The organism is Achromobacter sp. UBA4530 (assembly GCF_002388205.1).
Taxonomy (GTDB): Bacteria; Pseudomonadota; Gammaproteobacteria; order Burkholderiales; family Burkholderiaceae_B; genus Achromobacter; species Achromobacter animicus.
Map to the genome: position 1 here is coordinate 246,215 of NZ_DGMA01000031.1, position 25,019 is coordinate 271,233.

The window sequence follows — 25,019 nt, forward strand, 5'->3', positions numbered from 1 at the left end:
GCGCGGTCTGGGCACCGGCCGCCCAGCGGTACTCCGTTCTGCGGCGCAAATGGCCCAGCGATTATGATTACGGGCTTCGCCGCCTGTTTTCTATCGCTTTGCCATGACTTCCGTCGTCAATATCGCCGCTTACAAATTCGTTCCGTTGGATAACCTGCCTGCGTTGCGCGAGCGCCTGCTCGCCGAGGCCGGCGCCGCCGGGCTCAAGGGCACGATCCTGCTGGCCGGGGAAGGCATCAACCTGTTCCTCGCGGGGGCGGCCGGCGGCATCGACACCTTCTTGCTGGGCCTGCGCGCCGATGCGCGGTTCGCGGACCTGGAGGTCAAGTTCAGCCACAGCAACGACGTGCCGTTCCGCAAGCTGCTGGTCAAGATCAAGCGCGAGATCATCCGCATGAACCACCCTGCCATCCGGCCGGCAGCGGGCCGCGCGCCCGGCGTCGATGCGCACACGCTGGCGCGCTGGCTGGCGGCGGGCGTGGACGACAATGGCCGGCCCGTGGTCATGCTGGACACGCGCAACGCCTTCGAGGTGGACGAAGGCACGTTCAAGAACGCCATCGACTGGCGCATCGACCGCTTCACGCAGTTTCCCGCCGCGGTCGAGGCAAACCGGGCGCAACTCGAGGGCAAGACCGTCGTCAGCTTCTGCACGGGCGGCATCCGCTGCGAAAAGGCCGCCATCTTCATGAACGAGGCCGGCATCGAAAACGTCTACCAGCTCGACGGCGGCATTCTGAAATACTTCGAGGAAACGGGCGGCCCCGGCTATGAAGGCAAGTGCTTCGTGTTCGACGAGCGCGTCTCGCTCGACCCGGCGCTGGCGCCCAGCAACGCCTGATCGGATTTCCCGCAGAAACAAAAAAGCGCCCGCATTGGCGGGCGCTTTGCATTGGCAGTGACGCGGTTCAGCGCACGCGCATGCCGGGCTTGGCGCCGGGGAACGGCTCCAGCACGTAGATGCCGGCGTCGACGGCTTCATCCGCATGGCTGGCGGCCAGCACCATGCCTTCGGACACGCCGAACTTCATTTTGCGCGGCGCCAGGTTGGCGACCATGACGGTCAGCTTGCCGACCAGGTCTTCCGGCTTGTAGGCCGACTTGATGCCCGAGAACACGTTGCGGTGGCGGCCTTCGCCCACGTCCAGCGTCAGGCGCAGCAGCTTGGTCGAGCCTTCGACGTGCTCGCAATTGACGATCTGCGCGATACGCAGGTCGACGCGCGCGAAGTCGTCGATGGAGATGGTCTCGGCCAGCGGCTCGCCGCCGGGCACCGCGACGGGCGCGGCGGGCGGCTCGAACAGGTCTTCCAGCATCTGCGGTTCGACGCGCTGCATCAGGTGCTTGAACGGCGCCACGCGTTGCGGCAGGACCGAGGCATCGGCCCAGGTGAAGGGCGCCTGCGCGCCGAACAGTTCCAGGGCAACGCGTTCGGCCAGTTGGGGCAGCACCGGCGCCAGCATCACCGACAGCGCCTTAAAGCCGGCCAGCGAGCGCGAGCAGATGTCCTGCAGCGCGGCCTTCTGCGCGTCATCGGCGGTGGCGATGCCCTTGGCCAGCACCCACGGCTGCGCGGTGTCGAACGCCTGGTTGATGCGGTCGGCGTAAGCCATGATCTCGCGGATGGCGCGGTTGTACTCGCGGGCCTCGAATGCGGCGCGGATGGACTCGGCCTGTTCGGCGTATTCAGCGGACAACGCGCTGGTGTCGCCGGAATAACCCAGGACGCCGTCGAAATGCTTGGTGATGAAGCTGGCGGCGCGGCTGGCGATGTTGACGTACTTGCCGACCAGATCGCTGTTCACCCGGGCAATGAAGTCCTCGGGATTGAAGTCCACGTCTTCGACGCGCGCGTTCAGCTTGGCGGCGATGTAGTAGCGCATCCATTCGGCGTTCATGCCGAGTTCCAGGTAGCGCAACGGCGAAATGCCGGTGCCGCGGCTCTTGGACATCTTTTCGCCGCTGACGGTGATGAAGCCGTGCACGTTGACCGCGTCCGGCGTCTTGCGGCCGGCGAACTTCAGCATGGCGGGCCAGAACAGGGCGTGGAAGTACACGATGTCCTTGCCGATGAAGTGGACCTGTTCGGTGTCGCCGTTGGGGTCGAGCAAGGCGTCAAAATCCATGCCCTTGACCGCGCAATAGGACTTGAGCGACGCCAGATACCCGACCGGCGCGTCCAGCCAGACGTAGAAATACTTGCCCGGCGCGTCCGGGATCTCGATGCCGAAATAGGGCGCATCGCGGGAGATGTCCCAGTCGCCCAGCTTGGCCTCGCCGTCTTCGCCGCCCAGCCATTCGCGCGTCTTGGCCAGCATTTCAGGTTGCAGATGCTTGGCGCCTGCCTTGTTCGAACCCGTGGTCCACTGCTGCAGGAATTCCACGCAGCGCGGATCGGACAGCTTGAAGAAGAAGTGGTCGGACGACTTCAGGACGGGCGTGGCGCCCGTCAGCGCGGAGTACGGATTGATGAGTTCGGTGGGCGCATACACCGCGCCGCAGACCTCGCAGGAATCGCCGTACTGGTCCTTGGCGTGGCACTTGGGGCACTCGCCCTTGATGTAGCGATCGGCCAGGAACATGCCCTTGACCGGATCGTAGAACTGCTCGATGGAGCGCGTTTCGATCAGGTCCTGCGCCTTGAGCGCGCGGTAGATGTCCTGCGACAGCGCGACGTTTTCCGCCGAATCGGTGGAATGCCAGTGGTCGAAACGGATGTGGAACCCGTTCAGGTATTGCGGACGCTCGGCCGCGTAACGCGCAACCAGCGCCTGCGGCGTGATGCCTTCCTTTTCGGCCTTCAGCATGATCGGCGCGCCATGCGCGTCGTCGGCGCCCACAAAGTGCACCGTGTGGCCCGCCATTCGCATCGAACGAACCCAGATATCGGCCTGGATGTACTCCATGATGTGGCCGATGTGGAAAGATCCGTTGGCGTAGGGCAGCGCAGTGGTGACAAAGAGGGTGCGAGACATGGTTGTCGACTGAGGTTGAGGGGAAAAGGGATTTGGCCGGCCATTTTAGGGCAAGCGCGCGCGCCTGCCGCTGATGCGGCCCCGGATGCGGTCCCGGACAGGGTTCCGGAGATGGTCCCGGAAAGTACACAACCCGCCCATCGCAGTGATGCGAATCAGGCGGGTTGAGGGAAGCGTGACCAGGCGATGAGCGCGATTTCAGCGCAGCACGCATTGGCCGGCTTGCGCGGAATCACGCGCAAGCCAGGTTGAAAACCGCCGTCAGCGGATTTCGCGGGCCTCGACGTCAATCACATCGCCACGCGGTTGCGTGGCGAACGGGGCAGTGGCGGACTGGAATGGTCCAGGGCGGGCGCCTTGGCGCTGGCTCCAATAGGCGCGAACGCCGAAGGGCTTGCCGCGCACCTTGGCGACCACATAAAGGATCGCCACGGCGAATGCCGTGGAAAGCATGAACACCAGCGCCATCGCCATGCCGATCAAGGCCAGGGCGGCGAATAAGACGGCACGAAAGAAGCGGATAAGTGTGTTGGTCATGAATGGTCGGATGCAAAACGCAGCGAAAGGTTCCCGTGTATCCGCTATCCTTTAGGGGATGGCGGCCCGCAGACGCCGCGCTGCCTACGGAACCATAGTGACATGAGTATAACGATAGAAAACATCCGCGCCGCACTGCGCGCCGCGCAAGACCCGAATACCGGTTTGGATTTGGGCGTTTCTGTAAAAGATCGTGACATTCAACTGGCCGGCGGCCGCGTCGCGTTGACGCTGGAGCTGGGCTATCCCGCCGATGCCGTTCGCGACCAGATCCGCGACATCGCCGTGCGTGCGTTGGCGCAAGCCGGCGCGCCCGATGCGCAAGTCACCGTCACCTGGAAGGTCGCCGCGCACGCGGTGCAGAAGGGCCTGAAGCCGCTGCCCAACGTGCGCAACATTATTGCGGTCGCCTCCGGCAAGGGCGGCGTGGGCAAGAGCACCACCGCCGTGAACCTGGCCCTGGCGCTGGCCGCCGAGGGCGCAACGGTCGGCGTGCTGGATGCCGACATCTACGGCCCCAGCGTGCCGACGATGCTGGGCATCTCGGGCCGTCCCGAAAGCCGGGACAACAAGAGCATGGAGCCGCTGACCGGCCACGGCCTGCAGGCGAACTCCATCGGTTTTCTGATCGACGCGGACTCGCCCGCCATCTGGCGCGGCCCGATGGTGACGCAGGCGCTGGAACAACTGCTGCGCCAGACCAACTGGCGCGACCTGGATTACCTGATCGTCGACATGCCGCCCGGCACGGGCGACGTGGCCCTGACGCTCGCGCAGAAGGTGCCGGTCGTTGGCGCGGTCATTGTCACCACGCCGCAGGACGTGGCGCTGCTGGACGCGCGCAAAGGCCTGAAGATGTTCCAGAAGGTGGAGGTGCCGATTCTGGGCGTGGTCGAGAACATGGCCATCCACATCTGCTCGCAGTGCGGTCACGCCGAGCACATCTTCGGTGAAGGCGGCGGCCAGCGCATGGCCGAGCAATACCAGACGCCCTGGCTGGGCAGCCTGCCGCTGACGCTTGCCATTCGCGAACAGACAGACGCCGGCACGCCGACCGTCGTGTCGGACGCGGGCAGCGAAGCCGCGTCGCTGTACCGTGCGATCGCTCGAAAGCTGGCCGCGGGCGTTGCGGCGCTTCCGCGCGACATGGCCGGAAAGTTTCCCTCCATCGTCGTTCAACAACCGACCTGACGCATGCGGTGGGCTGCCCGAGCCTTATTGGCAGGACTTTGCATGATGGCGGGCGAGGCGTTGGCCAAGCGCCCGGAGGTTATTGTCGACCCCGGGGGCGTGCCCCCGGCCGCGCTGCAGGCGATCACCCAGGCGGTCGATGCGATCGCGCGTCTGGCCGAAGACCAGGACGGCGGTGAAATCAACCGCCTGCGCCGACGCGCGCGCGACGCGACGCTGGCGGCGCTGGCCACGCAGGGCTATTTCTCGCCCAAGGTGACGCTCGAAGCCGGTACGGATATCGGCGGCGAAACCTGGGACATCGCGATCGTGCCGGGCAAGCGCACGACCGTCGAATCCGTGAACCTGGAATTCTCCGGCCGCATCACGCGCCCCGAGTACGCGCAGCGCGTGCAGAAGCTGCGCGATGACTGGAGCTTGAGGAAGGGCCAGCCGTTCATCAACGGCGACTGGAACCGTGCCAAGGCCACGCTGCTGGACGACGTGTCCACGCGCGACTTCCTGCTGGCGCGCATGACGTCCTCGCGCGCCGACATCGACGCGGACAACGCGGCGGCGCATCTGCACGTCACCATCGACAGCGGGCCGCAGGTGCGCATGGGCGAGCTCAACACCCAGGGCCTGAAGCGCGTGCCGGAGACGCTGATCGACCGCTACGTGCGCTACAACGTGGGCGCCGCATTCGACCAGAACCGGCTGGACCAGTGGCAGCAGGACCTGCAATCGACCGCGTTTTTCCGCGGCGCGTTCGTCTCGCTGCAGGAGCCGCCCAGCCAGAACGATCAGCCCACCGATCCCATTTCCGACCGCGCCCGCGGCCCCGGATCCGAAGACGCCGCTGCCGCCGCGCCGGCGGGCGATCCCACGGTGTCGGGCGGCATGCCCCCGCCGCCGGCGCAATTCGATTCCGACGGCGAGATCACGCTGCCGGTGCAGGTGCGCGTGGTCGAGGCGCCGCCCAAGCGGTTTTCCGCGTCGATCGGCGTGGACGATGAGGCCGGCGTACGGGTGGAATCGGTGTATCGCCAGAACGTCGTGTTCGGCCAACCGGTCACCATGGAAACGGGCTTTGGCGTGGACCGGTTGCGCCAGCGCGCTTTCATGGACATCCTCTTGCCCCCTTCCGAGCGCGGCTACCGCGATTCCGTCGGGATCTTGGCGGACCGGTCCGACATCCAGGGGCTGGAAGTGACCCGCTACGCGCTGGGCGCCACGCGCACGCAAGAGCGCAAGGGCGCGGGCGACAGCCGCGTCGAATATGAAACACGCTACGGCGTGCTGCTGGCGCAAGACCACGTCAAGATCGACGGCGGCGACAGCTACACGCTGCCCACCATCACCACCACGGCCGAATGGCTGCGGCGCGATGTCGACAACAAATACGATCCGCGCGAGGGCAACCTGATTTCCGTGGGCGGCGGTGTCGGCGTGACGCTGGATACCGGCGAGCCCTACACCCGCCTGCGGCTGCGCGGCCAGAAATGGTGGCCTTTCGGCAAATGGGACGTGCTGACGATCCGTGGCGAGGTTGGCCGCGTGTGGTCCAACGGCGACGTGCAGGTGCCGGACGACTTCGGTTTCCGGACGGGCGGTGCGCGGTCGATCCGCGGCTATCGCTATCAAAGCATCGGCGTGCACCGCGACAACGCTGTCGTCGGCGCGCCCACGCTGCTCGTGGGCAGCATCGAGTACGACCATTATTTTGACGAGCGCTGGGGCATGGGCGTGTTCGTGGACGCGGGCGATGCCGCCGAATCGTTCGGCGACATGAAGATGTCCGTAGGCTACGGCGTTGGCGCGCGCGTGCGCACGCCCGCCGGGCCGCTGTTCCTTGACGTGGCCTACGGCCAGCGCGAACGTGACCTGCGTCTGCATTTCTCGCTGGGGATCGCGTTTTGAAGTTCGTGCGTAAATTCCTGCGCCATGTGCTGGTGTGGTGGCTGCCCGGCCTTGCCATGCTGGTTGCGCTGGCGGCTGGCTTCATCTTCTGGCTGGTGGCCTCGCAGAACGGCACGCGCCTGTTGCTGACGACCGCCGCGCAGCAACTCGAAGGCCAGGCGCTGGACGTGAACGGCTCGCTGCTGCACGGGGTCACCGTGGGGCGTCTGGAGCTGACGGCCGGCGGCACGCACGTCGACATCCACGACCTGGATTTGTCCGTGCGCTGGAGCGCGCTGGGCGACCGGCTCTTGCATGTGCGCAATCTGTCCGCCGGCTCGGTCCGCGTGGACATGGAGTCCTCGCCCGAGACGCCGCCCGCCGAGGAAAGCAGCGAACCCTTCACGTTGCCCAAGCTGCCTGTGACTATCGCCGTGGACCGGCTGGCGCTGGGCGACTTCCAGTTCACCCAGGACGGCGAGCCGCTGCCCGTCACCTTGAATGACCTGAACGCGACCTTTGCCGCCAGCCAACAGGGCGCGCAATTGCGCATCGCCAGCCTGCGCGTTGGCCACGAGGTGGGCGAGGCCGATGTGACCGGCCAGGCCGATCTGCAGGCTCTGGCCGACCCCTGGCCCTTTGCGGCGCGCCTGGACGTGACGGCGCGCGGCGCGGGTCCCGACTCTCCCCTGTGCCAGGCCGATCGGCTGAGCGGCGTGTTTGGTCCGGTGGCGGGGCAGGCGCCGGCCAAGGACAAGGCCGAAGAATCGGCCAAGGAGCCCGCTGCGGCCAAGAAATCGGCTGCGTCCAAGGCCCAGGCTCCGGCCAACCGCGCAGGCGCTCGCAAGGCCGAGGCCGCCGCCAAGGGCACAAATGCCGCCAAGCCGGCGGAAACGGCCAAGGGCCGCATCGACGCCGCAGCAGCTTCCAAGGGCAAGGCAGAGCCTGCCGCCACCGCGGCCGCGCCGATGGGGCCGCCCGTGCCTGCGTGCCTTGTCGTGCTGCACGCCGACGCCGCGGGATCGCTGGACGGCATCCAGGCCAAGATCGACGGCACGGGATCCAATTTCGTGCTCGATGTGGTGGCCGATCTGGCGCCGCGCACGGCGCTGGTGCTGCGCAGTGCCAGGGCGCGAGCGCAGTTGCCGGACAAGTCCACGCTGGCCGCGCAATTCGACCTGCAGGCGGGCGACGCGCCCGGCCGCGACCGCATCGTCGGATCGCTGGATGCGCAGCGTCTGGACCTGGCGCCCTGGACGGGCAATGCCATTCCACCCGCGCTGCTGACCGTTCGTGCCGATGTGCAGGCCGACATTGAAAACCTGAGCGCGCTGCGCCATGCCGCCGTCAACCTGCGTTTTGAAGAGGGCAGCCGCTGGAACCGCCAGCCGCTGAGCGGGGATCTGAAGGCGCAGGTGGATGTGACTGGGACGGGGGGCGGTGCGGCAGCCGGTGCTGCGGCAGCCGATGCTGCGGCAGCCGGTGCTGCGGCTGGCGCCGCAGTGGCGCCTGCCGGGACTGCCGCGCGTGATCCGGCGGTGGACCCGTTGGCCGGCCTGCGCATCCATGGCCTGGACGTGGACCTGCGGCTGGGCCGCAATCGCGTCCGCGCGACGGGCGAACTGGGCGCATCCAGTGGCGCCATCACGCTGGATGCCCAGGCGCCGCAACTGGACGCCTTCTGGCCCGACATACCCGGCGGCGCCGACGTGAAGGCCCGCATCGACGGCACGGTGGCCGCGCACCGCGGCGAGCTCACCGCCAGCTATACGCCGCCGCGGCCCCGGCCCGGCATCATCGGGCAATCCCGCGCGCAGGCCAATCTGACCTTCAACGGCGGCTGGGGCAGGGGCCCCACAGGCCAGCCCGACGCGGCGCTGGTGGGCTGGCGCGGCACGTTTTCACGGCTGAGCGCGGATACCGCCGGATTCGCCGTTTCCCTGGAGCGCCCGGTCACGCTGTCCTTCCTGCCCGCTGCCGTGGCGCCGCAATGGCAGTGGCAGGTCGGCCAGACCGGCGTGAGCCTGACCCTCCCGGGCAAGGAGCGCCTGTCCGTGGCGCACCAGGGATCGCGCGGCGGCGGCAAGCGCTGGGAAACCGCCGGGCAGTCGGACAACCTGGTCATCACGGCTGGCGTGGCGCGCCAGGTGGTCGGCGCATTCGATCCGGAAGCCGCGGCCAAGCTGGGCCGCAACGCCGGCCGCGTGAACGCGATGGTTCCCGATGGCCAGCGCCGCATCGCGCTCGACCTGCTGTGGGACTTGAAATTCGACGGACGCCTGGCCGGCCGGGCCCGCATCGCGCGCCGGGCGGGCGACCTGCTGATTCCGGGCGATCCCCCGGTGCCGCTGGGCGTGAAGGCGCTGGTCGTCGACGTGACCGCCACGCCCACCTCGGCCAACGCCAGCCGGCTAGACGCCCGCCTGGACCTGTCGACGGAAAAGATGGGGTCGATCAACGGCACCGGCACGGCGGTCCTGCTGGTGGACGCGCAGGGCGGGATGGCGCTGGATTCGCGCCAGCCGCTGCGGGCGCGCCTGAATGCGGACATCGCCGACCTGGCGTGGGTCGGCCTGTTCGTGGGCGACGCCATGGAAGTGGGCGGTACGCTCAAGGCCAACATCGACGTGCAGGGCACGCTTGCCGGCCAATGGGGCGCCACCGGTTCGATCCGGGGCGACAAGCTGAGGCTGGTGCGCATCGACGATGGCGTGCGGCTGATCGATGGCACGCTGTCCGCCCGCCTGGACGGCCAGCGGCTCATTCTGGACAGCCTGCGCTTTCCGGCGTCGCTGCGCGTGATGCCTGCCGAATGGCGCACCAAGGAATGGATCACGACCAACGCGGGCGCCAAGGGCGGTTACGCCGAAGCGAAGGGCGACTGGAACATCATGGACGGCGGCGGCGCGATCAAGCTGACGCTGTTCCGATTCCCGGCCCTGCAGCGATCGGACCGCTACGCCATGGTGTCCGGCACGGTCGAGGTGCGGGCGGCCATGCCGCGCCTGGAGATCGTGGGCAACCTTAGCGCCGACGCGGGCTGGTTCAGCCTGGAGATCCTGCAGGGCGTGCCGACGCTGGATGACGACGTGCGCGTGATCCGCGCGGGCGACGATCCCAACAAGGTCTCGACGCCGCTGCAGACCAGCATGGACCTGAAGTTCGACATGGGGCCGCGCTTCTACATCACGGGCATGGGGCTGGACGCCGGCCTGCTCGGTTCCATCCAGATCCGGCTGAACGAGGGCCGGCTGACAGGCTGGGGCCAGTTGCGCACGCGCGGCGGCGGCATCGAGGCCTATGGCCAGCGGCTGCGCCTGAGCCGCGGAACCCTGACGTTCCAGGGCCGTCTGGACAACCCCATCCTGGACATCGAGGCGCTGCGCACGGGTGAACTGGTCGAGGCCGGCGTGCGCGTGGTGGGCACGGCCCAGCGTCCGCGCATCGACCTGGTGTCCTATCCGGAAGTCAGCGACGTCGAAAAGCTGTCGTGGCTGCTGCTGGGCCGGGGGCCGGACGAAAGCGGCGGCGACGCGGCCTTGCTGGTGTCGATCGGCACCGCGCTGCTGGGGGGCGGGCAGCCGTTCTACAAGCAGTTCGGGCTGGACGACGTGGCGGTGCGCACCGGCAACATGGGCAGTTCGGGCAGCATCCTGCCGGACCGTACGGTGGCCGGCAATGTGAACCGCGATATCGGCAGCGACCTGTCCACGCAATTCCTGGTGGCCAGCAAGAACTTCGCCAACGGCATCACGCTGAGCGTCGAGCAGGCGCTGTCCGGCAGCGATACCGTAGGGCGTGCCAGCTACCGGCTGGCGCGTGGTCTGTCCCTGGATTTGAAGGGCGGCTCGGTCAACGGGATTTCGCTGGTGTACCGCACCCTGTTCGGCAATTGAGCCGGCGCCCGGCTTGAGGCGGGACAAGTCTGTCCCGCCCGGCCGGAATCAGGTCCGGCGCGCTCGGGATAAAATGATGCCCATTCCAAATCCCTAGCACCACACCCACCATGAGCATCAAAAGCGACCGCTGGATCCGCCGCCAGGCCGAAGCCGGCATGATCGAACCCTTCGAACCGGGGCAGGTTCGTACGGCCAATGGCGGGCGCATCGTCAGCTACGGCACCAGCAGCTACGGCTACGACGTGCGCTGCGCCGACGAATTCAAGATCTTCACCAACATCAATTCGACCATCGTCGATCCCAAGAACTTCGACGAAGGCTCGTTCGTGGATTTCAAGGGCGACGTCTGCATCATCCCGCCGAATTCCTTCGCCCTGGCGCGCACGGTGGAATACTTCCGCATCCCGCGCAGCGTCCTGACTGTCTGCCTGGGCAAGAGCACGTACGCGCGCTGCGGCATCATCGTCAACGTGACCCCGCTTGAACCCGAATGGGAAGGCCACGTCACGCTGGAATTTTCAAACACCACGCCGCTGCCCGCCAAGATCTACGCCGGCGAAGGCTGCGCACAGATGCTGTTCCTGGAAAGCGACGAGGTCTGCGAAACCTCGTACCGCGATCGCGGCGGCAAATATCAAGGCCAGCGCGGCGTCACGCTGCCGCGCACCTGATCGTTCAGCCTGGCTGCGCCGGGCGCGGGTTATCGCTCGGGCAGTCACGCAGGTAGTCGATATCCCACTCGCCTTCGCCGGTCTGCACGAAGCCGTGCCGGCGATAGAAGCGGTTCGAATTGCTGCCGCGCAACGCGCTCAATGTCACCCCGACGCCGCGGCGGTCGGCGTCCTGCAAGATCCGGCGCAGCACCTGGCCGCCCACGCCTCGCCCCTGCGCAGAGGGATGCACGTACAGATGATCCAGCCGCAATCCCTTTCCCTCCGGCCGCAGGCAATAGAACCCGATGCGTGTGCCGTCTTCTTCGATGTGCCAGGTGCACTCGGGGCGGAAGGTGCCGCGCAGCCGCTCGCGCGCCCGGTCCGGGTCAAAGCGGCCCAGCCGTTCCAGGCTGTCGCGCATGGCCTCGATCCGCAGCGCCAGCAGCGCTTCGAAGTCGGCCTCGGCTGCAGGCGTGAAGCGCAGCGACGCAGGCGCCAGCTCGTCATAGCCCCGGCCCAGAAACTGCAGGATGCAGATGCCGTGGCCATAAGGATCGGCCAGATGCGCAATGCGGCCCCAGTCATGCGTGATGGGCGGATCCTCCAGGCGCGCGCCCGCGGCGACCGCCCGGGCCACGGCCTGGTCCACGTCCTCCACCACGACGTCCAGATGCACGGGCGTCCAATGCCGCGCGTAGTCGCGGCGCTGACGGACTGCGCCGCCGGCCGGCGGTCCGGCGGCCGCCGGACCGCCGGTCGGCGTGCCCGCCGCCTTTTCGAGCAGATAGATGGGGGCGTCGGCGCCCAGCAGTTCGGCCCCCGTGGAACCCAGCCGCCGGTTCAGCGTCAAGCCGAAGGCCGACTGGTAGAAACCGATCGCGTGTTCGAGATCGGGAACATCGATATTGACCAGGATTCTCATGGGGACATTCTGCGCTAAAGAACCTTATGCCGCGTCCGTAAAAAGATTACATGTGTTTGCCGATTTGGCGACGTCATTTCTGCAAGCGTTAGCAAGGCCCAATCCGTGCGTTACCCCCATATTCCCTGGCTGCCCCTGTTGTTCTATCCCGCGTTGCCGGTGGCCGCAGCGGTCGGGCTGCTGTTCTGGCGGGATTGGCCGCCCGCGCTCAGCCTGATCGTGCCGTTCGTGCCATGGGTCATGGCGCTGATCGGATCGGCGATCTGCCTGATGTATCAACGCTCGCAGACCATGGCGCTGATGCTGTGCGTGCTGGCCGTCACGGCGGCCTGGCCCACGCTTGCCCGGGAAGCCCCGTGGGCCATGGGGCCGGTGCTGGCCTGGTGGTCGCTCGTCTACACCATCAATGCCCTGTGGTCCGAACGATCCAGCATGCTGATCGACGTGGCGCTGCGCATCGGCTTGATCGCCGCCGGCGTGGCTGTGATTGCGCTGGTGGGCAAGGACGGCGTGGGCGAAATCTTCAGCACCGTCGCGCTGCAGGGCATGCTGGCGCGCCTGGGCGTACCGGCCGAGGCGCTGATCGCGCTGCTGGGCACCGGCCTGACGTTGACGCTGCTGCTGTTGCGCTACGGGCGCCCGCAGCAGGCAGGGCAGTGGCTGGGCTTCGTGTGCATGGCCTGGGCGCTGCCGCGTGGCGCGGCGCATCCGCTCGAACTGGCGCTGATGTCCGCCGCGGCGTTGACGGCCCTGTGCATCTCGTTGGCGCACGAAGGCTTTCACATGGCGTTCCGCGACGAGCTCACCGGGTTGCCCGGCCGCCGCGCGCTGAACGAGCGGCTGCAACGCATGGGCCGCCTCTACACGCTGGCCATGGCTGACGTGGACCATTTCAAGGCCTTCAACGATACGCACGGCCACGATGTGGGCGATCAGGTGCTGCGCATGGTCGCCTCGCAGTTGCGGCGCGTGCCGGGTGGCGGCCAGGCCTACCGCTACGGCGGCGAGGAATTCACGCTGGTGTTTCCCGGCAAGACTGCGGCCGAGGCCATGCCGCACCTGGAAACGGTGCGGCGCGCCATCGAGGCCTACCAGATGCGCCTGCGCGACAAGCCGGCCCGGCCCAAGGCGGACCAGATCGGCCAGCGCCGCCGCGGCGGACGGGGAGGGCGCGGCACCCGGCCCTTGCGCGTGACGGTCAGCATCGGAGTGGCGGAACGCAGCGATGCCCTGCGCGCCCCGGACGCCGTCATCAAGGCGGCCGACCAGGCGCTCTACAAGGCCAAGGACGGCGGTCGCAATCAGGTGTGTGCCTTCGGCGCGCGCCGCCGCGCGGGCGCTGCCTGAAGCCCGGGGCTAGCGGTCGGCCAGCGGCATCGCCATCAGCGCTTCGTCGTACAGCTTGCCGTTGACGCACAGCGCCTCGCGCTCGTGGCCATACACGGTGAATCCCAGGCTGGCGTAAAGCGCGGACGCCGCGACGTTGTTGGCGGTGACGCTCAGCTGCACCTGCCGGATGCCGCGCATGGTGCGCGCATGGTCGATCGCCGCGTGCATCAGCATCCGGCCCAAGCCCCGGCCGCGCTCGGCGGGTGCGACGTACATGCTCCAGATGTGCGCCTTGTGCCGCACCTTCAGCTTGCGCTGGCGTCCCACGCCGACGATCCCGGCCAACGCCTCGCCCAGAAACACGCCAAACATCGCGCCATCGTTGGCCGGCGAAATCCATTCGCGGATGTCCGCCAATGTCAGCGTGTGTTCCTCTTCGTAACTCGATCCAAAGGACTCGGGCGTTTCGACCAGCGCATTCAAACGCAATTGCCGCAGGGGCGCGGCGTCGGCAGCGATCAGTCGTCGGACGACAGGCTCGTTCATGGCGGCTTTGAGAGTGTTGGGATTAGGTAACGTTTGAGGAGTATAGGGGGATGGGCTTGCCTATAATGGCTCCAACGCCGCTTGCGGTTTTCAACAAGGAGCCATTGATGTTCGGTTTCCTCAAGACAAACCAGGATGCGACGCGCCACGAAGTCCAGGAAGAATTCGTGGCCCGTGTCGCGGGTGCAGCGCAGGACTTCGTGGAGGCGGCCGGTTCAACCGGCGCCGTGCTGGACTACTCCCCGTCCAGCGTCCATGCGCTGGATGACGCACTGGAGGCCGCCCATCTGGGCACCCTGCCTCTGACCCCCATGCAAACCGTCGGTGCTGCCGCCTACCTTTACGAGGTTGGCCGCCGCGCGCATGGCGGGTTGTACGAGGTCTGCGACGACGAAGATCCCGTGGTCCTCGTCTGCGGAGAACCCGGGTCCGAAGTGTGCTTTGGCGCCATCGCCAAGGTCGAGCGGCGCATCCGTTACGGGGCCGCCGAGGCCATCCCCGCCTACTTTGAGCGCTTCATGACAGCCCTCCAGACTGGCGAAGCGCAGACCATCCGGTAGGCTGATCTGGCGCTTCTGGGGATTTCCCTTAGGGCTGTAAGAAAAACAGCCCTACAATTCCGCAATTCCCGCCGGCCGGCGGGTGCTCGTGCCGTCTGTCATCGGACGGTTTTTTACTCGCAGTACATTCGCGCCGCGATACGCGTCCGATCCGCCATGCCCCCAGGAGCGCCTGCATGAAATTCCGCTTCCCCATCTTCATCATCGACGAGGACTACCGTTCCGAGAACGCGTCCGGTTTGGGTATCCGTGCCTTGTCCGCAGCAATCGAGGCCGAGGGCGTCGAGGTGATCGGGGTGACCAGTTACGGCGACCTGAGTTCGTTCGCGCAGCAGCAGAGCCGCGCCAGCGCCTTCATCCTGTCGATCGACGATGAAGAGTTCGACGTGGACTCGCCCGAGGACGTGGCCAGCGCAATCAAGAACCTGCGCGCCTTCATTGGCGAGCTGCGCTTTCGCAACGCGGACATTCCCATCTATCTGTACGGCGAAACGCGCACGTCGGAACACATTCCGAACGACATCCTGCGCGAGCTGCACGGCTTCATCCACATGTTCGAGGACACGCCGGAGTTCGTGGCGCGCCACATCATCCGCGAAGCCCGCAGCTACGTCGACAGCCTGCCGCCGCCGTTCTTCCGCGAGCTGGTGAAGTACGCGCAGGACGGTTCGTATTCGTGGCACTGCCCGGGGCACTCGGGCGGCGTGGCGTTCCTGAAGAGCCCGGTCGGCCAGATGTTCCACCAGTTCTTCGGTGAAAACATGCTGCGCGCCGACGTCTGCAACGCCGTGGACGAACTGGGCCAGCTGCTGGACCACACCGGCCCGGTCGCCGAATCCGAACTGAACGCCGCACGCATCTTCCACGCGGACCATTGCTTCTTCGTGACCAACGGCACGTCGACCTCGAACAAGGTCGTGTGGCACGCCAATGTGGCCGCGGGCGACGTCGTGGTGGTGGACCGCAACTGTCACAAGTCGATCCTGCACGCCATCACGATGACGGGCGCGATTCCGGTGTTCCTGCGCCCCACACGCAACCACCTGGGCATCATCGGCCCGATCCCGCTCGAAGAATTCCACCCGGACAACATCCGCAAGAAGATCGAAGCGAACCCCTTCGCGCGCGAAGCGGTGAACAAGAATCCGCGCATCCTGACGCTGACGCAGAGCACGTACGACGGCGTCATCTACAACGTCGAAATGATCAAGCAGCAGCTCGGCAGCTATGTCGACACGCTGCACTTTGACGAAGCCTGGCTGCCGCACGCGTCGTTCCACGAGTTCTACCAGGACATGCACGCCATCGGCCAGGACCGCCCGCGCAGCCAGGACGCCATGGTGTTTGCCACGCACTCCACGCACAAGCTGCTGGCCGGCATTTCGCAGGCCTCGCAGATCATCGTGCAGGAATCCGAGACCCGCAAACTGGACCGCAACGTCTTCAACGAGGCGTACCTGATGCACACGTCCACGTCGCCGCAATACGCGATCATCGCGTCCTGCGACGTGGCCGCGGCCATGATGGAACCCCCGGGCGGCACCGCGCTGGTCGAGGAAAGCATCCGCGAAGCCCTGGACTTCCGCCGCGCCATGCGCAAGGTGGAATCCGAGTTCGGCAAGAACGACTGGTGGTTCAAGGTCTGGGGCCCGAACCGCCTGGTGGCCGAAGGCATCGGCAACCGCGACGAATGGATCCTGGAAGCCAACGATCACTGGCACGGCTTCGGTGAAATGGCCGAAGGCTTCAACATGCTGGACCCGATCAAGGCCACGGTCATCACGCCGGGGCTGGACATGTCGGGCAGCTTCGGCGAAACCGGCATTCCCGCCGCGCTGGTCTCCAAGTACCTGACCGAGCACGGCGTGGTGGTTGAAAAGACCGGCCTGTATTCGTTCTTCATCCTGTTCACCATCGGCATCACCAAGGGCCGCTGGAACACGCTGCTGACTGCGCTGCAGCAGTTCAAGGACGACTACGACCGCAACCAGCCGCTGTGGCGCATCCTGCCGGAGTTCTGCCGCGACCATCGCCGCTACGAGCGCATGGGCCTGCGTGACCTCTGCCAGCAGATCCACGAGGCCTACCGCGAGCGCGACGTCGCCCGCCTGACGACCGAGATGTACCTGAGCGACATGGTGCCGGCGCTGAAACCGTCGGACGCCTTTGCCCGCATGGCGCACCGCGAAGTCGAACGCGTCGACATCGACAAGCTGGAAGGCCGCGTCACGGGCGTGCTGCTGACGCCGTACCCGCCGGGCATTCCGCTGCTGATCCCGGGCGAACGCTTCAACCGCACCATCGTGCAGTACCTGCAATTCGCGCGCGAGTTCAACGAACGCTTCCCCGGCTTCGAAACCTACATCCACGGCCTGGCTGACGAAGTGGGTCCGGACGGCGAAAAGCGTTACTACGTTGACTGCCTGATCGAAGAGTAAGCACGGGCGGGCCGGAAATCTTGATGTTCGATGTTGCAGTGCTTGGCGCGGGCGCCGCGGGCATGATGTGCGCGGCGGTCGCGGGTCAGCGCGGCCTGCGCGTGGTGCTGGTCGACCACGCGCAGCGCCTGGCCGAGAAGATCCGCATTTCGGGCGGCGGGCGCTGCAACTTCACGAACATCGGGGCCGGGCCCGCCAATTTTCTGTCCGACAATCCCCATTTCTGCCGGTCGGCGCTGTCGGCCTACACGCCGCAGGACTTTCTGGCGCTCATGAAGCGCCACCGCATCGCCTGGCACGAGAAGCATCGCGGCCAGCTGTTCTGCGACGACTCCAGCGAAAACATCATCGACATGCTGCGCGCCGAGTGCGACGCGGGCAATGTGCAATGGCGCATGGGCTGTTCGGTGGCCGAGGTCGCGCATGGGGCCGAAGGTTTCGAGCTGCGCACCAGCCAGGGCGTCATCCGGGCCGCCAAGCTGGTCGTCGCGACCGGCGGCATGGCGATTCCGCAACTGGGCGCGACGGACTTCGGGCTGAAGATTGCCCGCCAGTTCGGCCTGAAGGTCGTCGAGCCGCGCCCCGCGCTGGTTCCACTGACCTTCGACCCCGCGCAGTGGCAGCCGCTGTCCGAGCTGTCCGGCGTGGCGCTGGAAGTGAACCTGCAGACGGGGCAGGGCAAGACGCGCGGTGAATTTCTGGAAGACCTGCTGTTCACACACCGCGGTCTGTCGGGGCCCGCGATCCTGCAGATCTCCAGCTACTGGAAGCCGGGCGAGCCCATCGTGATCGACCTGGCGCCGGGGCGCGATCTGGCGCAGGAACTGCTGACATCCAAGTCCGGCAACCGCCAGCAGCTTCATACGGTGCTGGGCGGGCTATGGCCCAAACGGCTGGCCGACCGCTGGCTGCAATTGGCCGAGCAGGGGGGCAAGCCGGGCCTCGCGGCGCTGCGCCTGGCCGACGCGCCGGACAAGACGCTGCGCGGGCTGGCGCAGGACATCCATCAGTGGGCGCTCGTGCCCAGCGGCACGGCGGGCTACAAAAAGGCCGAAGTCATGCGCGGCGGCGTGGACACGCGCGGCCTGGACCAGAAGTCCATGCAGGCCAAGGCCGCGCCGGGCCTGTATTTCATCGGCGAGGCCGTCGACGTGACCGGCTGGCTCGGCGGCTACAACTTCCAGTGGGCGTGGGCCTCGGGCGTCGCCTGCGGCCAGGCGCTGTAGCTGCGGCCAGGCGCGCTGGTTAGGCACCGGCCGCTTTCACCCCAAATCCTGAAAACTCCCGAAGCAACCTGCGTGGCCGCCATTGCGGCTTTCCGGCATTCCGGCATTCCGGCATTCCGGCATTGTGATATCAAATAAAAATACATATCATTTATGTTTTGATCTTTATCAAAGCCGTCCCGCGAGGGACGGATCAGCCGGAGACTCGCATGGCCTACACCCTTCCGCCCCTGCCGTACGCCTATGACGCGCTGGAACCTCACATCGACGCAATGACGATGGAGATCCACTACACCAAGCATCACCAGACCTATGTCACCGGCTTGAACACCGCGCTCGAAGGCGCCGGCATCGCCACGGATGAACCCGTGGAAGCGCTGGTCGCGCGCATCAAGGAATTGCCGGAAGCCGTGCGCGGCGCGGTGCGCAACCACGGCGGCGGCCACGCCAATCACAGCCTGTTCTGGTCCGTCATGTCGCCGCAGGGCGGCGGCGAGCCGGATGGGGCGCTGGCTGCGGCCATCGACGCCGAGCTGGGCGGTCTGCCCGCCTTCAAGGAAGCCTTCACCAAGGCGGCGCTGACGCGCTTCGGCAGCGGTTGGGCCTGGCTGAGCGTGACGCCGGCCGGTAAGCTGGTGGTCGAGAGCAGCGCCAACCAGGACAGCCCGCTGATGGACGGCAATACGCCGATCCTGGGCCTGGACGTCTGGGAACACGCTTATTATCTGAAGTACCAGAACCGCCGGCCGGAATACATCGGCGCTTTCTACAACGTGGTGAACTGGCCCGAGGTCTCGCGCCGCTACGCTGCGGCAAAGGGCTAAGCGCATCTCCCCAAAGGAGCGCAGCCGCATATGAATACCTTCAGCCGTCATCGCGTGCGGCCGGCGGCCACCAGCATCAGCGTCTGGACGCTGGCCGTGATGGTGTCCTGCCTGGCCCTTTACCAGCTCTGGGTTTACCTGGACGTGCGGGCGCCGCACGTGGCCGACGCGCTGCTGGGCGGTCTTGTCGCGGCCGCCGCCACCGCCCTTGGCACCCTGCCCATTCTCTTTGCCCGCACCATTCCGCAGAAGGCGCAGGACAGCATGTTCGGCTTTGGCGCCGGCGTCATGCTGGCCGCCAGCGCGTTTTCGCTGGTCGCGCCGGGCATCGCGGCGGGTGAGGAATTGGGGTACGGCCCCTGGGGCGCCGGCCTGACGGTCGGCGCCGCCCTCCTGTTGGGGGCGGCCGTGCTGCTGCTGATGGACCGGATCCTGCCGCACGAGCATTTCATCAAGGGCAGGGAAGGGATGGAGGCGCACCGCCTGCGCCGCACCTGGCTGTTCGTGTTCGCGATCATGCTGCACAACCTGCCCGAGGGCCTGGCGATCGGCGTGGGTTATGCAGCGGGCGACCCCGTGCGCGGCACGGCGCTGGCCACCGGCATTGCAATCCAGGACATTCCCGAGGGGCTGGTCGTGGCGGTGGCCCTGCTGGCCGCCGGCTACAAGCGCACGTTTGCCGTGGCCTTGGGCATGCTGTCGGGGCTGATCGAGCCCGTGGGCGCCGTGCTGGGCGCCGCCGTGGTCGGCTGGTCTGCGCCGCTCCTGCCGTGGGGCCTGGGTTTTGCCGCGGGCGCCATGCTGTTCGTCATCAGCCACGAGATCATCCCGGAATCGCACCGCAAGGGGCACGAGGTCTACGCCACCTGCGGCCTGATGATCGGTTTCGTGCTGATGATGCTGCTGGATACCGCGCTGGGATAGCGCCGGCGGGCGTGCAACAGGCCTAGGCTTACCCCGGGCTTTCGTTGTATGCTTTCGGCGCTGTCACGCATGCTGCGGGAGAGAGCGGCCGAAGGCGTCAAGCCCGGCCGCCGCCGAAGGCGCAATTCGCCCAGAATCGCTCAGGTAACCGATACCGCGCAGGCTTGTCCCGTCCCGCATTTGCCGCCATTGCCGGCTACGCAGACGTGGCAAAACAGCACTCTGGAGAGACCTGGCGCCGCGCCCTGAACAGGGACACTGCGAGCAGCCCAGGCGCCGAAGGTGCAAACCCGCCACGCGGGGCAACTCTCAGGCAAAAGGACAGAGGGGCGGAAGATTCAGCCGTTGCGCGGGCGCCGTCCGCCCGCAACCAGCGGCATTCCGTAACCCTGGCATCGCTGCCGTCCCGGAGTTCCCCCGCATGTCCGCATCCCTCAAACGCACCCCGCTCGCCGAAGAACACATCGCCGCCGGCGCCCGCATGGTCGATTTCGGCGGCTGGGACATGCCGCTGGCCTACGGTTCGCAGATCGAAGAGCACCATGCCGTGCGCCAGGACGCCGGCATGTTCGACGTCTCGCACATGCTCAACGTCGACGTGACGGGCCCGGATGCCTTCGCCTTCCTGCAGCGCCTGGTCGCCAACGACGTCGCCAAGCTGACGGTCCCGGGCAAGGCGCTCTACAGCTGCATGCTGAACCCGCAGGGCGGCGTCATCGACGACCTCATCATCTATTTCTTCTCTGCCGACGAATGGCGCGTGGTGGTCAACGCCGGCACGGCCGACAAGGACGTGGCCTGGATGCAGCGCGTCAAGCAGGCCGGCGCGTTCGACGTGACCATCGCCCCGCGCCGCGATCTGGCCATGGTGGCTGTGCAGGGCCCCAACGCCCGCGCCAAGGTCTGGGCCGCCCGCCCGGCCTGGCAAGCCGCCAGCGAACCGCTGACTCCCTTCGTCGCCGCCCGCGTGGGCGACGACACGCTGGTCGCCCGCACGGGCTACACCGGCGAAGACGGTTTCGAAATCGTCCTGCCCGCTGCTGAAGTCGTGCAACTGTGGCGCGACCTGATCGCCCAGGGCGTGCGTCCGGCAGGCCTGGGCGCGCGCGACACGCTGCGTCTGGAAGCCGGCATGAACCTGTACGGCCAGGACATGGACGAACTGACCCACCCCGGCGAAGCCGGCCTGACCTGGACCGTGTCCGGCAAGAACGCCGAGCGCCGCTTCATCGGCCGCGACGCGATCGAACAATTCGCCAAGCCCGCCACCTTCATCGGCCTGAAGCTGCAGGAACGCGGCGTCATGCGCGCGCACATGGCCGTGCGCACCGCGCAGGGCGTGGGCGAGCTGACCAGCGGCACCATGTCGCCCACGCTGGGCGTATCGATCGGCTTTGCCCGCCTGCCGCAAGGCGTGGCGCCGGGCGACAAGGTCGAGGTCGACATCCGCGGCAAGTGGGTGCCCGCCGTGGCGTGCAAGCTGCCTTTCGTGCGTAACGGCAAAGCCGTCGAACACTCGTAAACTCGAACCTCGCGCGTGCACCGGCCCGGTCTGGGCAACGGCCGCCCGCGCGAGGCGCGCAACACCATTCATCTACCCGCATTCCCTCAGGAGTTCCCATGAGTCTGCCCACCGATCGCAAGTACACCGAGTCCCATGAATGGGTCAAAGCCGAGGGCGACGTGTTCGTCGTCGGCATCACCGACACCGCCCAGGAGCAACTGGGCGATCTGGTCTTCGTTGGCGACGTGAACGTCGGCGCGAAGCTGAGCGCGGGCGAAACCGCCGGCGTGGTCGAGTCGGTCAAGGCCGCCTCGGACATCTACGCGCCCGTGTCCGGCGAAATCGTTGCCTTCAACGAAGAGCTGGAAAGCAACCCCAACCTGATCAACGAATCGGCCTACACCGCCTGGATCTTCAAGATCAAGCCGGACAACGCCGCCGACGCCGACAAGCTGCTGGACGCCGCCGGCTACGAAGCCGTCGCCAACGGCTGATGCTGTACGCGGGGGACGCGGGGCGCTGTCGCGCCCTGTCCCTTGCCAGACGCAATACCTATCCCGAGATCTCCCCATGTCGCGCGCCCTAGACACCCATACCGACTTCATCCCCCGCCACATCGGCCCCTCCGACGCCGACCAGGCCGCCATGCTTGCCGTGATCGGCAGCGACAGCCTGGACGCCCTGATCGAAGAAGTCGTGCCCCCCAAGATCCGCAGCAAGGAGCCGCTGGCGCTGCCCGCGTCGCGCAGCGAAGCCGACGTGCTGGCTGAACTGAAGCAGGTCGCGGGCCGCAACAAGGTCTACCGCAGCTACATCGGGCAGGGGTACTACGGCACGCAGACGCCCAACGTGGTGTTGCGCAACATTCTTGAAAATCCCGCCTGGTACACGGCCTACACGCCCTACCAGCCCGAGATTTCGCAGGGCCGCCTGGAAGCCCTGCTGAACTACCAGACGATGGTCGCCGACCTGACCGGCCTGGACATCTCCAACGCCTCGCTGCTGGACGAAAGCACCGCCGCCGCCGAAGCGATGACGCTTGCGCGCCGCAGCGCCAAGTCCAAGAGCCCGGTGTTCTTCATCTCGCGCCACGTGCATCCGCAGACCATCGAAGTCGTGCGCACGCGCGCCGAAGGCCTGGACATCGAGATCCGCGTCGGCGACGAAGCCGAAGGCCTGCCCGAGTGCTTTGGCGTGCTGCTGCAGTACCCGCACAGCACGGGTTCGGTGTCCGATTACCGCAAGCTGGCTGAAGCCGCCCACGCGCAAGGCGCCGTGGTTGCTTGCGCGACCGACCTGCTGGCCCTGGCCGTGCTGGCCGCGCCGGGCGAGTGGGGCGCCGACATCGCCGTCGGTTCGGCCCAGCGCTTTGGCGTGCCGTTCGGCTTCGGCGGCCCGCACGCCGGCTTCATGGCCTGCAAGGACGCATTCAAGCGCAACATGGCCGGCCGCCTGGTCGGCGTGTCCAAGGACGCGCAAGGCAATCCCGCGCTGCGCCTGGCGCTGCAGACGCGCGAACAGCACATCCGCCGCGAGAAGGCCACCTCCAACATCTGCACCGCGCAGGTGCTGCTGGCCGTGATGGCCGGCATGTACGCGGTGTGGCACGGCCCCGCCGGCATCCGCCGCATAGCCGAGCGCGTGCAGCGCGCCACCGCCATCCTGCGCGCCGAGCTGATCAAGCTGGACATCAAGGTCGCCAACGACACGTTCTTCGACACGCTGCTGCTGGAAACCGGCGCCGCGACGCCCGCCATCCTGACGGCTGCCGACTGCGCGCACATCAACCTGCGCCGCGTCGATGGCGCCCGCCTGGCCATCTCGCTGGACGAGACCGTCACCGTGGCCGACCTGGAAGCCCTGGTCAACGTCTTCGCCGCCGGTCTTGAGCGCGATGACGTCGAACTGGACATCGACGCGCTGGACGCCGCGGCCCCCGGCGGCATTCCCGCCTCGGTCGCCCGCGAAAGCGCGATCCTGAAGCACCCCATCTTCTCCAGCATCCAGTCCGAAACCGACATGCTGCGCTACCTGCGCAAGCTGGCCGACAAGGATCTGGCGCTGGACCGCACGATGATCCCGCTGGGTTCGTGCACCATGAAGCTCAACGCCACGGCCGAGATGATCCCCATCACCTGGCCCGAGTTCGCGCTGATCCACCCGTTCGCGCCGGCCTCGCAAAGCCAGGGCTACGTGGAACTGATCGACCGTCTGTCCGCCGCGCTGTGCGAAATCACCGGCTACGACAACATCAGCCTGCAGCCCAACTCGGGCGCGCAGGGCGAATACGCGGGCCTGCTCGCCATTCGCGGCTACCACCAGGCCAACGGCCAGCACCAGCGCAACATCTGCCTGATCCCGTCGTCGGCGCACGGCACCAACCCCGCCTCGGCGCAGCTCGCTGGCATGGACGTGGTGGTGGTGGCGTCCGACGCCAACGGCAACGTGGACCTCGCGGACCTGCGCGCCAAGATCGAACAGGTCGGCGACAAGCTGGCCGCGCTGATGATCACGTACCCGTCGACGCACGGCGTGTTCGAAGAAGCCGTCACCGAAATCTGCGATCTGGTCCACCAGGCCGGCGGCCAGGTGTACCTGGACGGCGCCAACATGAACGCGATGGTCGGCGTGGCCAAGCCGGGCAAGTTCGGCTCGGACGTGTCCCACCTGAACCTGCACAAGACCTTCTGCATCCCGCACGGCGGCGGCGGACCCGGCGTGGGTCCCGTGGCGGTGCGCTCGCACCTGGCGCCCTACCTGCCGGGCGTGGTGAACGAACAGGGCAAGCTGCCCGGCGACGCCAAGGTCGGCCCGGTCTCGGCCGCGCCGTTCGGCTCGGCCGGCATCCTGCCGATCCCGTTCGTGTACATCGCGCTGATGGGCGCCGACGGCCTGCGCCGCGCCACCGAAGTCGCCATCCTGAACGCCAACTACATCGCGACCCGCCTGCGCGGCCACTACGAGGTCCTGTACGCGGGCCGCAACGGCCGCGTGGCGCACGAGTGCATCCTGGACGTGCGCCCGCTCAAGGAAACCAGCGGCATCAGCGCCGAAGACATCGCCAAGCGCCTGATGGACTACGGCTTCCATGCGCCCACCATGAGCTTCCCGGTCGCGGGCACGCTGATGGTCGAACCGACGGAATCCGAAGGCGTGGCCGAACTGGACCGTTTCATCGACGCGATGATCGCCATCCGCGAAGAAATCGCCCAGGTCGAACGCGGCGAACGCGATCGTGACGACAACGTCCTGAAGAACGCGCCGCACACCGCGCAGATGCTGCTGGCCGAGGAATGGCTGCACGACTACCCGCGCCAGCAGGCCGCCTACCCGGTGGCAACGCTGCGCGACGCCAAGTACTGGCCGCCGGTTGCCCGCGTGGACAACGCCTATGGCGACCGCAATCTGGTGTGCGCGTGCCTCCCGATCGAGGCGTATGCGTAATCCTTGATTGGAAGGTGTCTGACACCCTGGGGAGATGCGCTTCAGCCTGTCGCAGCGTCTCAGTGGGTGTCAGACACCTTGGCAGCAGCCTCAGCAGGTGTCAGCCACCTAGGTAATCAGCATGAAAAAAGCCCCCGACCTTGACAGGCGGGGGCTTTTTTTCGGGACC

17 protein-coding genes, 1 pseudogene and 2 riboswitches are annotated in these 25,019 nt (G+C 67.0%); of the genes and pseudogenes, 14 read left to right on the forward strand and 4 right to left on the reverse strand.

Features of this window, described 5'->3' with window-relative positions; all coding sequences use genetic code 11:
* Positions 1 to 103: 103 nt before the first annotated feature.
* Positions 104 to 841: a sulfurtransferase gene (locus B2W22_RS22300; RefSeq protein WP_175122480.1), complete on the forward strand. Its 738-nt coding sequence runs from the start codon at positions 104 to 106 to the stop codon at positions 839 to 841.
* A 67-nt stretch (positions 842 to 908) separates the two neighbouring features.
* On the opposite strand, the pseudogene metG reads toward B2W22_RS22300, so the two are convergent.
* Positions 909 to 3,008 (reverse strand): annotated as a pseudogene (gene metG / locus B2W22_RS22305) (methionine--tRNA ligase); the annotation flags it as partial.
* A gap of 228 nt (positions 3,009 to 3,236) precedes the next feature.
* Entirely contained in the window at positions 3,237 to 3,512 is a 276-nt protein-coding gene (locus tag B2W22_RS22310; RefSeq protein ID WP_056325207.1) for a hypothetical protein, read from the reverse strand.
* A gap of 102 nt (positions 3,513 to 3,614) precedes the next feature.
* On the opposite strand from B2W22_RS22310, the gene apbC reads away from it, so the two are divergent.
* From apbC to dcd, 4 genes are all read left to right on the forward strand, one after another.
* Positions 3,615 to 4,703, forward strand: a complete 1,089-nt coding sequence (gene apbC, locus B2W22_RS22315; protein ID WP_175122482.1) for an iron-sulfur cluster carrier protein ApbC — start codon at positions 3,615 to 3,617, stop codon at positions 4,701 to 4,703.
* A 3-nt stretch (positions 4,704 to 4,706) separates the two neighbouring features.
* Entirely contained in the window at positions 4,707 to 6,602 is a 1,896-nt protein-coding gene (locus tag B2W22_RS22320) for an autotransporter assembly complex protein TamA (protein WP_175122483.1), read from the forward strand.
* Positions 6,599 to 10,477: a translocation/assembly module TamB domain-containing protein gene (locus B2W22_RS22325; protein WP_414632010.1), complete on the forward strand. Its 3,879-nt coding sequence runs from the start codon at positions 6,599 to 6,601 to the stop codon at positions 10,475 to 10,477. The genes B2W22_RS22320 and B2W22_RS22325 overlap by 4 nt, the downstream gene beginning before the upstream one ends.
* A gap of 110 nt (positions 10,478 to 10,587) precedes the next feature.
* On the forward strand, positions 10,588 to 11,151 hold the full coding sequence (dcd, locus tag B2W22_RS22330; RefSeq protein ID WP_008166733.1) for a dCTP deaminase: 564 nt from the start codon (positions 10,588 to 10,590) through the stop codon (positions 11,149 to 11,151).
* A gap of 4 nt (positions 11,152 to 11,155) precedes the next feature.
* Here dcd and B2W22_RS22335 read toward each other — a convergent pair whose 3' ends face one another.
* Positions 11,156 to 12,055: a GNAT family N-acetyltransferase gene (locus B2W22_RS22335; RefSeq protein WP_286939590.1), complete on the reverse strand. Its 900-nt coding sequence runs from the start codon at positions 12,053 to 12,055 to the stop codon at positions 11,156 to 11,158.
* A gap of 105 nt (positions 12,056 to 12,160) precedes the next feature.
* Here B2W22_RS22335 and B2W22_RS22340 point away from each other — a divergent pair, with 105 nt between their 5' ends.
* Positions 12,161 to 13,402, forward strand: a complete 1,242-nt coding sequence (locus B2W22_RS22340) for a GGDEF domain-containing protein (RefSeq protein ID WP_286939592.1) — start codon at positions 12,161 to 12,163, stop codon at positions 13,400 to 13,402.
* A 9-nt stretch (positions 13,403 to 13,411) separates the two neighbouring features.
* Here the strand turns inward: B2W22_RS22340 and B2W22_RS22345 are convergent, their stop codons facing one another.
* Positions 13,412 to 13,930, reverse strand: coding sequence for a GNAT family N-acetyltransferase (locus B2W22_RS22345; RefSeq protein ID WP_175122487.1), 519 nt, complete (start codon positions 13,928 to 13,930; stop codon positions 13,412 to 13,414).
* 107 nt (positions 13,931 to 14,037) lie between these two features.
* On the opposite strand from B2W22_RS22345, the gene B2W22_RS22350 reads away from it, so the two are divergent.
* The 8 genes from B2W22_RS22350 to gcvP all read left to right on the forward strand — a co-directional run bounded on the left by B2W22_RS22350 (position 14,038) and on the right by gcvP (position 24,850).
* The gene (locus B2W22_RS22350; RefSeq protein ID WP_175122488.1) at positions 14,038 to 14,490 is read left to right on the forward strand and encodes a hypothetical protein; all 453 of its coding nucleotides are present in this window, start codon (positions 14,038 to 14,040) and stop codon (positions 14,488 to 14,490) included.
* Positions 14,491 to 14,666: 176 nt separating this feature from the next.
* A complete protein-coding gene (locus B2W22_RS22355) occupies positions 14,667 to 16,928 on the forward strand; it encodes an arginine/lysine/ornithine decarboxylase (RefSeq protein ID WP_062839975.1) in 2,262 nt (753 codons plus the stop codon).
* 23 nt (positions 16,929 to 16,951) lie between these two features.
* Positions 16,952 to 18,154: an NAD(P)/FAD-dependent oxidoreductase gene (locus B2W22_RS22360; protein ID WP_286939593.1), complete on the forward strand. Its 1,203-nt coding sequence runs from the start codon at positions 16,952 to 16,954 to the stop codon at positions 18,152 to 18,154.
* 209 nt (positions 18,155 to 18,363) lie between these two features.
* Positions 18,364 to 18,978 carry a superoxide dismutase gene (locus tag B2W22_RS22365; RefSeq protein ID WP_175122490.1) on the forward strand — a complete coding sequence of 205 codons (615 nt, stop codon included), beginning with the start codon at positions 18,364 to 18,366 and terminating at the stop codon, positions 18,976 to 18,978.
* Positions 18,979 to 19,008: 30 nt separating this feature from the next.
* A complete protein-coding gene (locus B2W22_RS22370) occupies positions 19,009 to 19,902 on the forward strand; it encodes a ZIP family metal transporter (protein ID WP_105240605.1) in 894 nt (297 codons plus the stop codon).
* Positions 19,903 to 19,967: 65 nt separating this feature from the next.
* Positions 19,968 to 20,069: riboswitch (glycine riboswitch) on the forward strand.
* A 45-nt stretch (positions 20,070 to 20,114) separates the two neighbouring features.
* A riboswitch (glycine riboswitch) is annotated at positions 20,115 to 20,237 on the forward strand.
* An 86-nt stretch (positions 20,238 to 20,323) separates the two neighbouring features.
* Entirely contained in the window at positions 20,324 to 21,424 is a 1,101-nt protein-coding gene (gene gcvT, locus B2W22_RS22375; RefSeq protein ID WP_175137812.1) for a glycine cleavage system aminomethyltransferase GcvT, read from the forward strand.
* Positions 21,425 to 21,522: 98 nt separating this feature from the next.
* Positions 21,523 to 21,900, forward strand: a complete 378-nt coding sequence (gcvH, locus tag B2W22_RS22380) for a glycine cleavage system protein GcvH (protein ID WP_175137811.1) — start codon at positions 21,523 to 21,525, stop codon at positions 21,898 to 21,900.
* A gap of 76 nt (positions 21,901 to 21,976) precedes the next feature.
* Positions 21,977 to 24,850, forward strand: coding sequence for an aminomethyl-transferring glycine dehydrogenase (gene gcvP, locus B2W22_RS22385; RefSeq protein WP_286939594.1), 2,874 nt, complete (start codon positions 21,977 to 21,979; stop codon positions 24,848 to 24,850).
* The last annotated feature ends 169 nt before the right edge of the window (positions 24,851 to 25,019 follow it).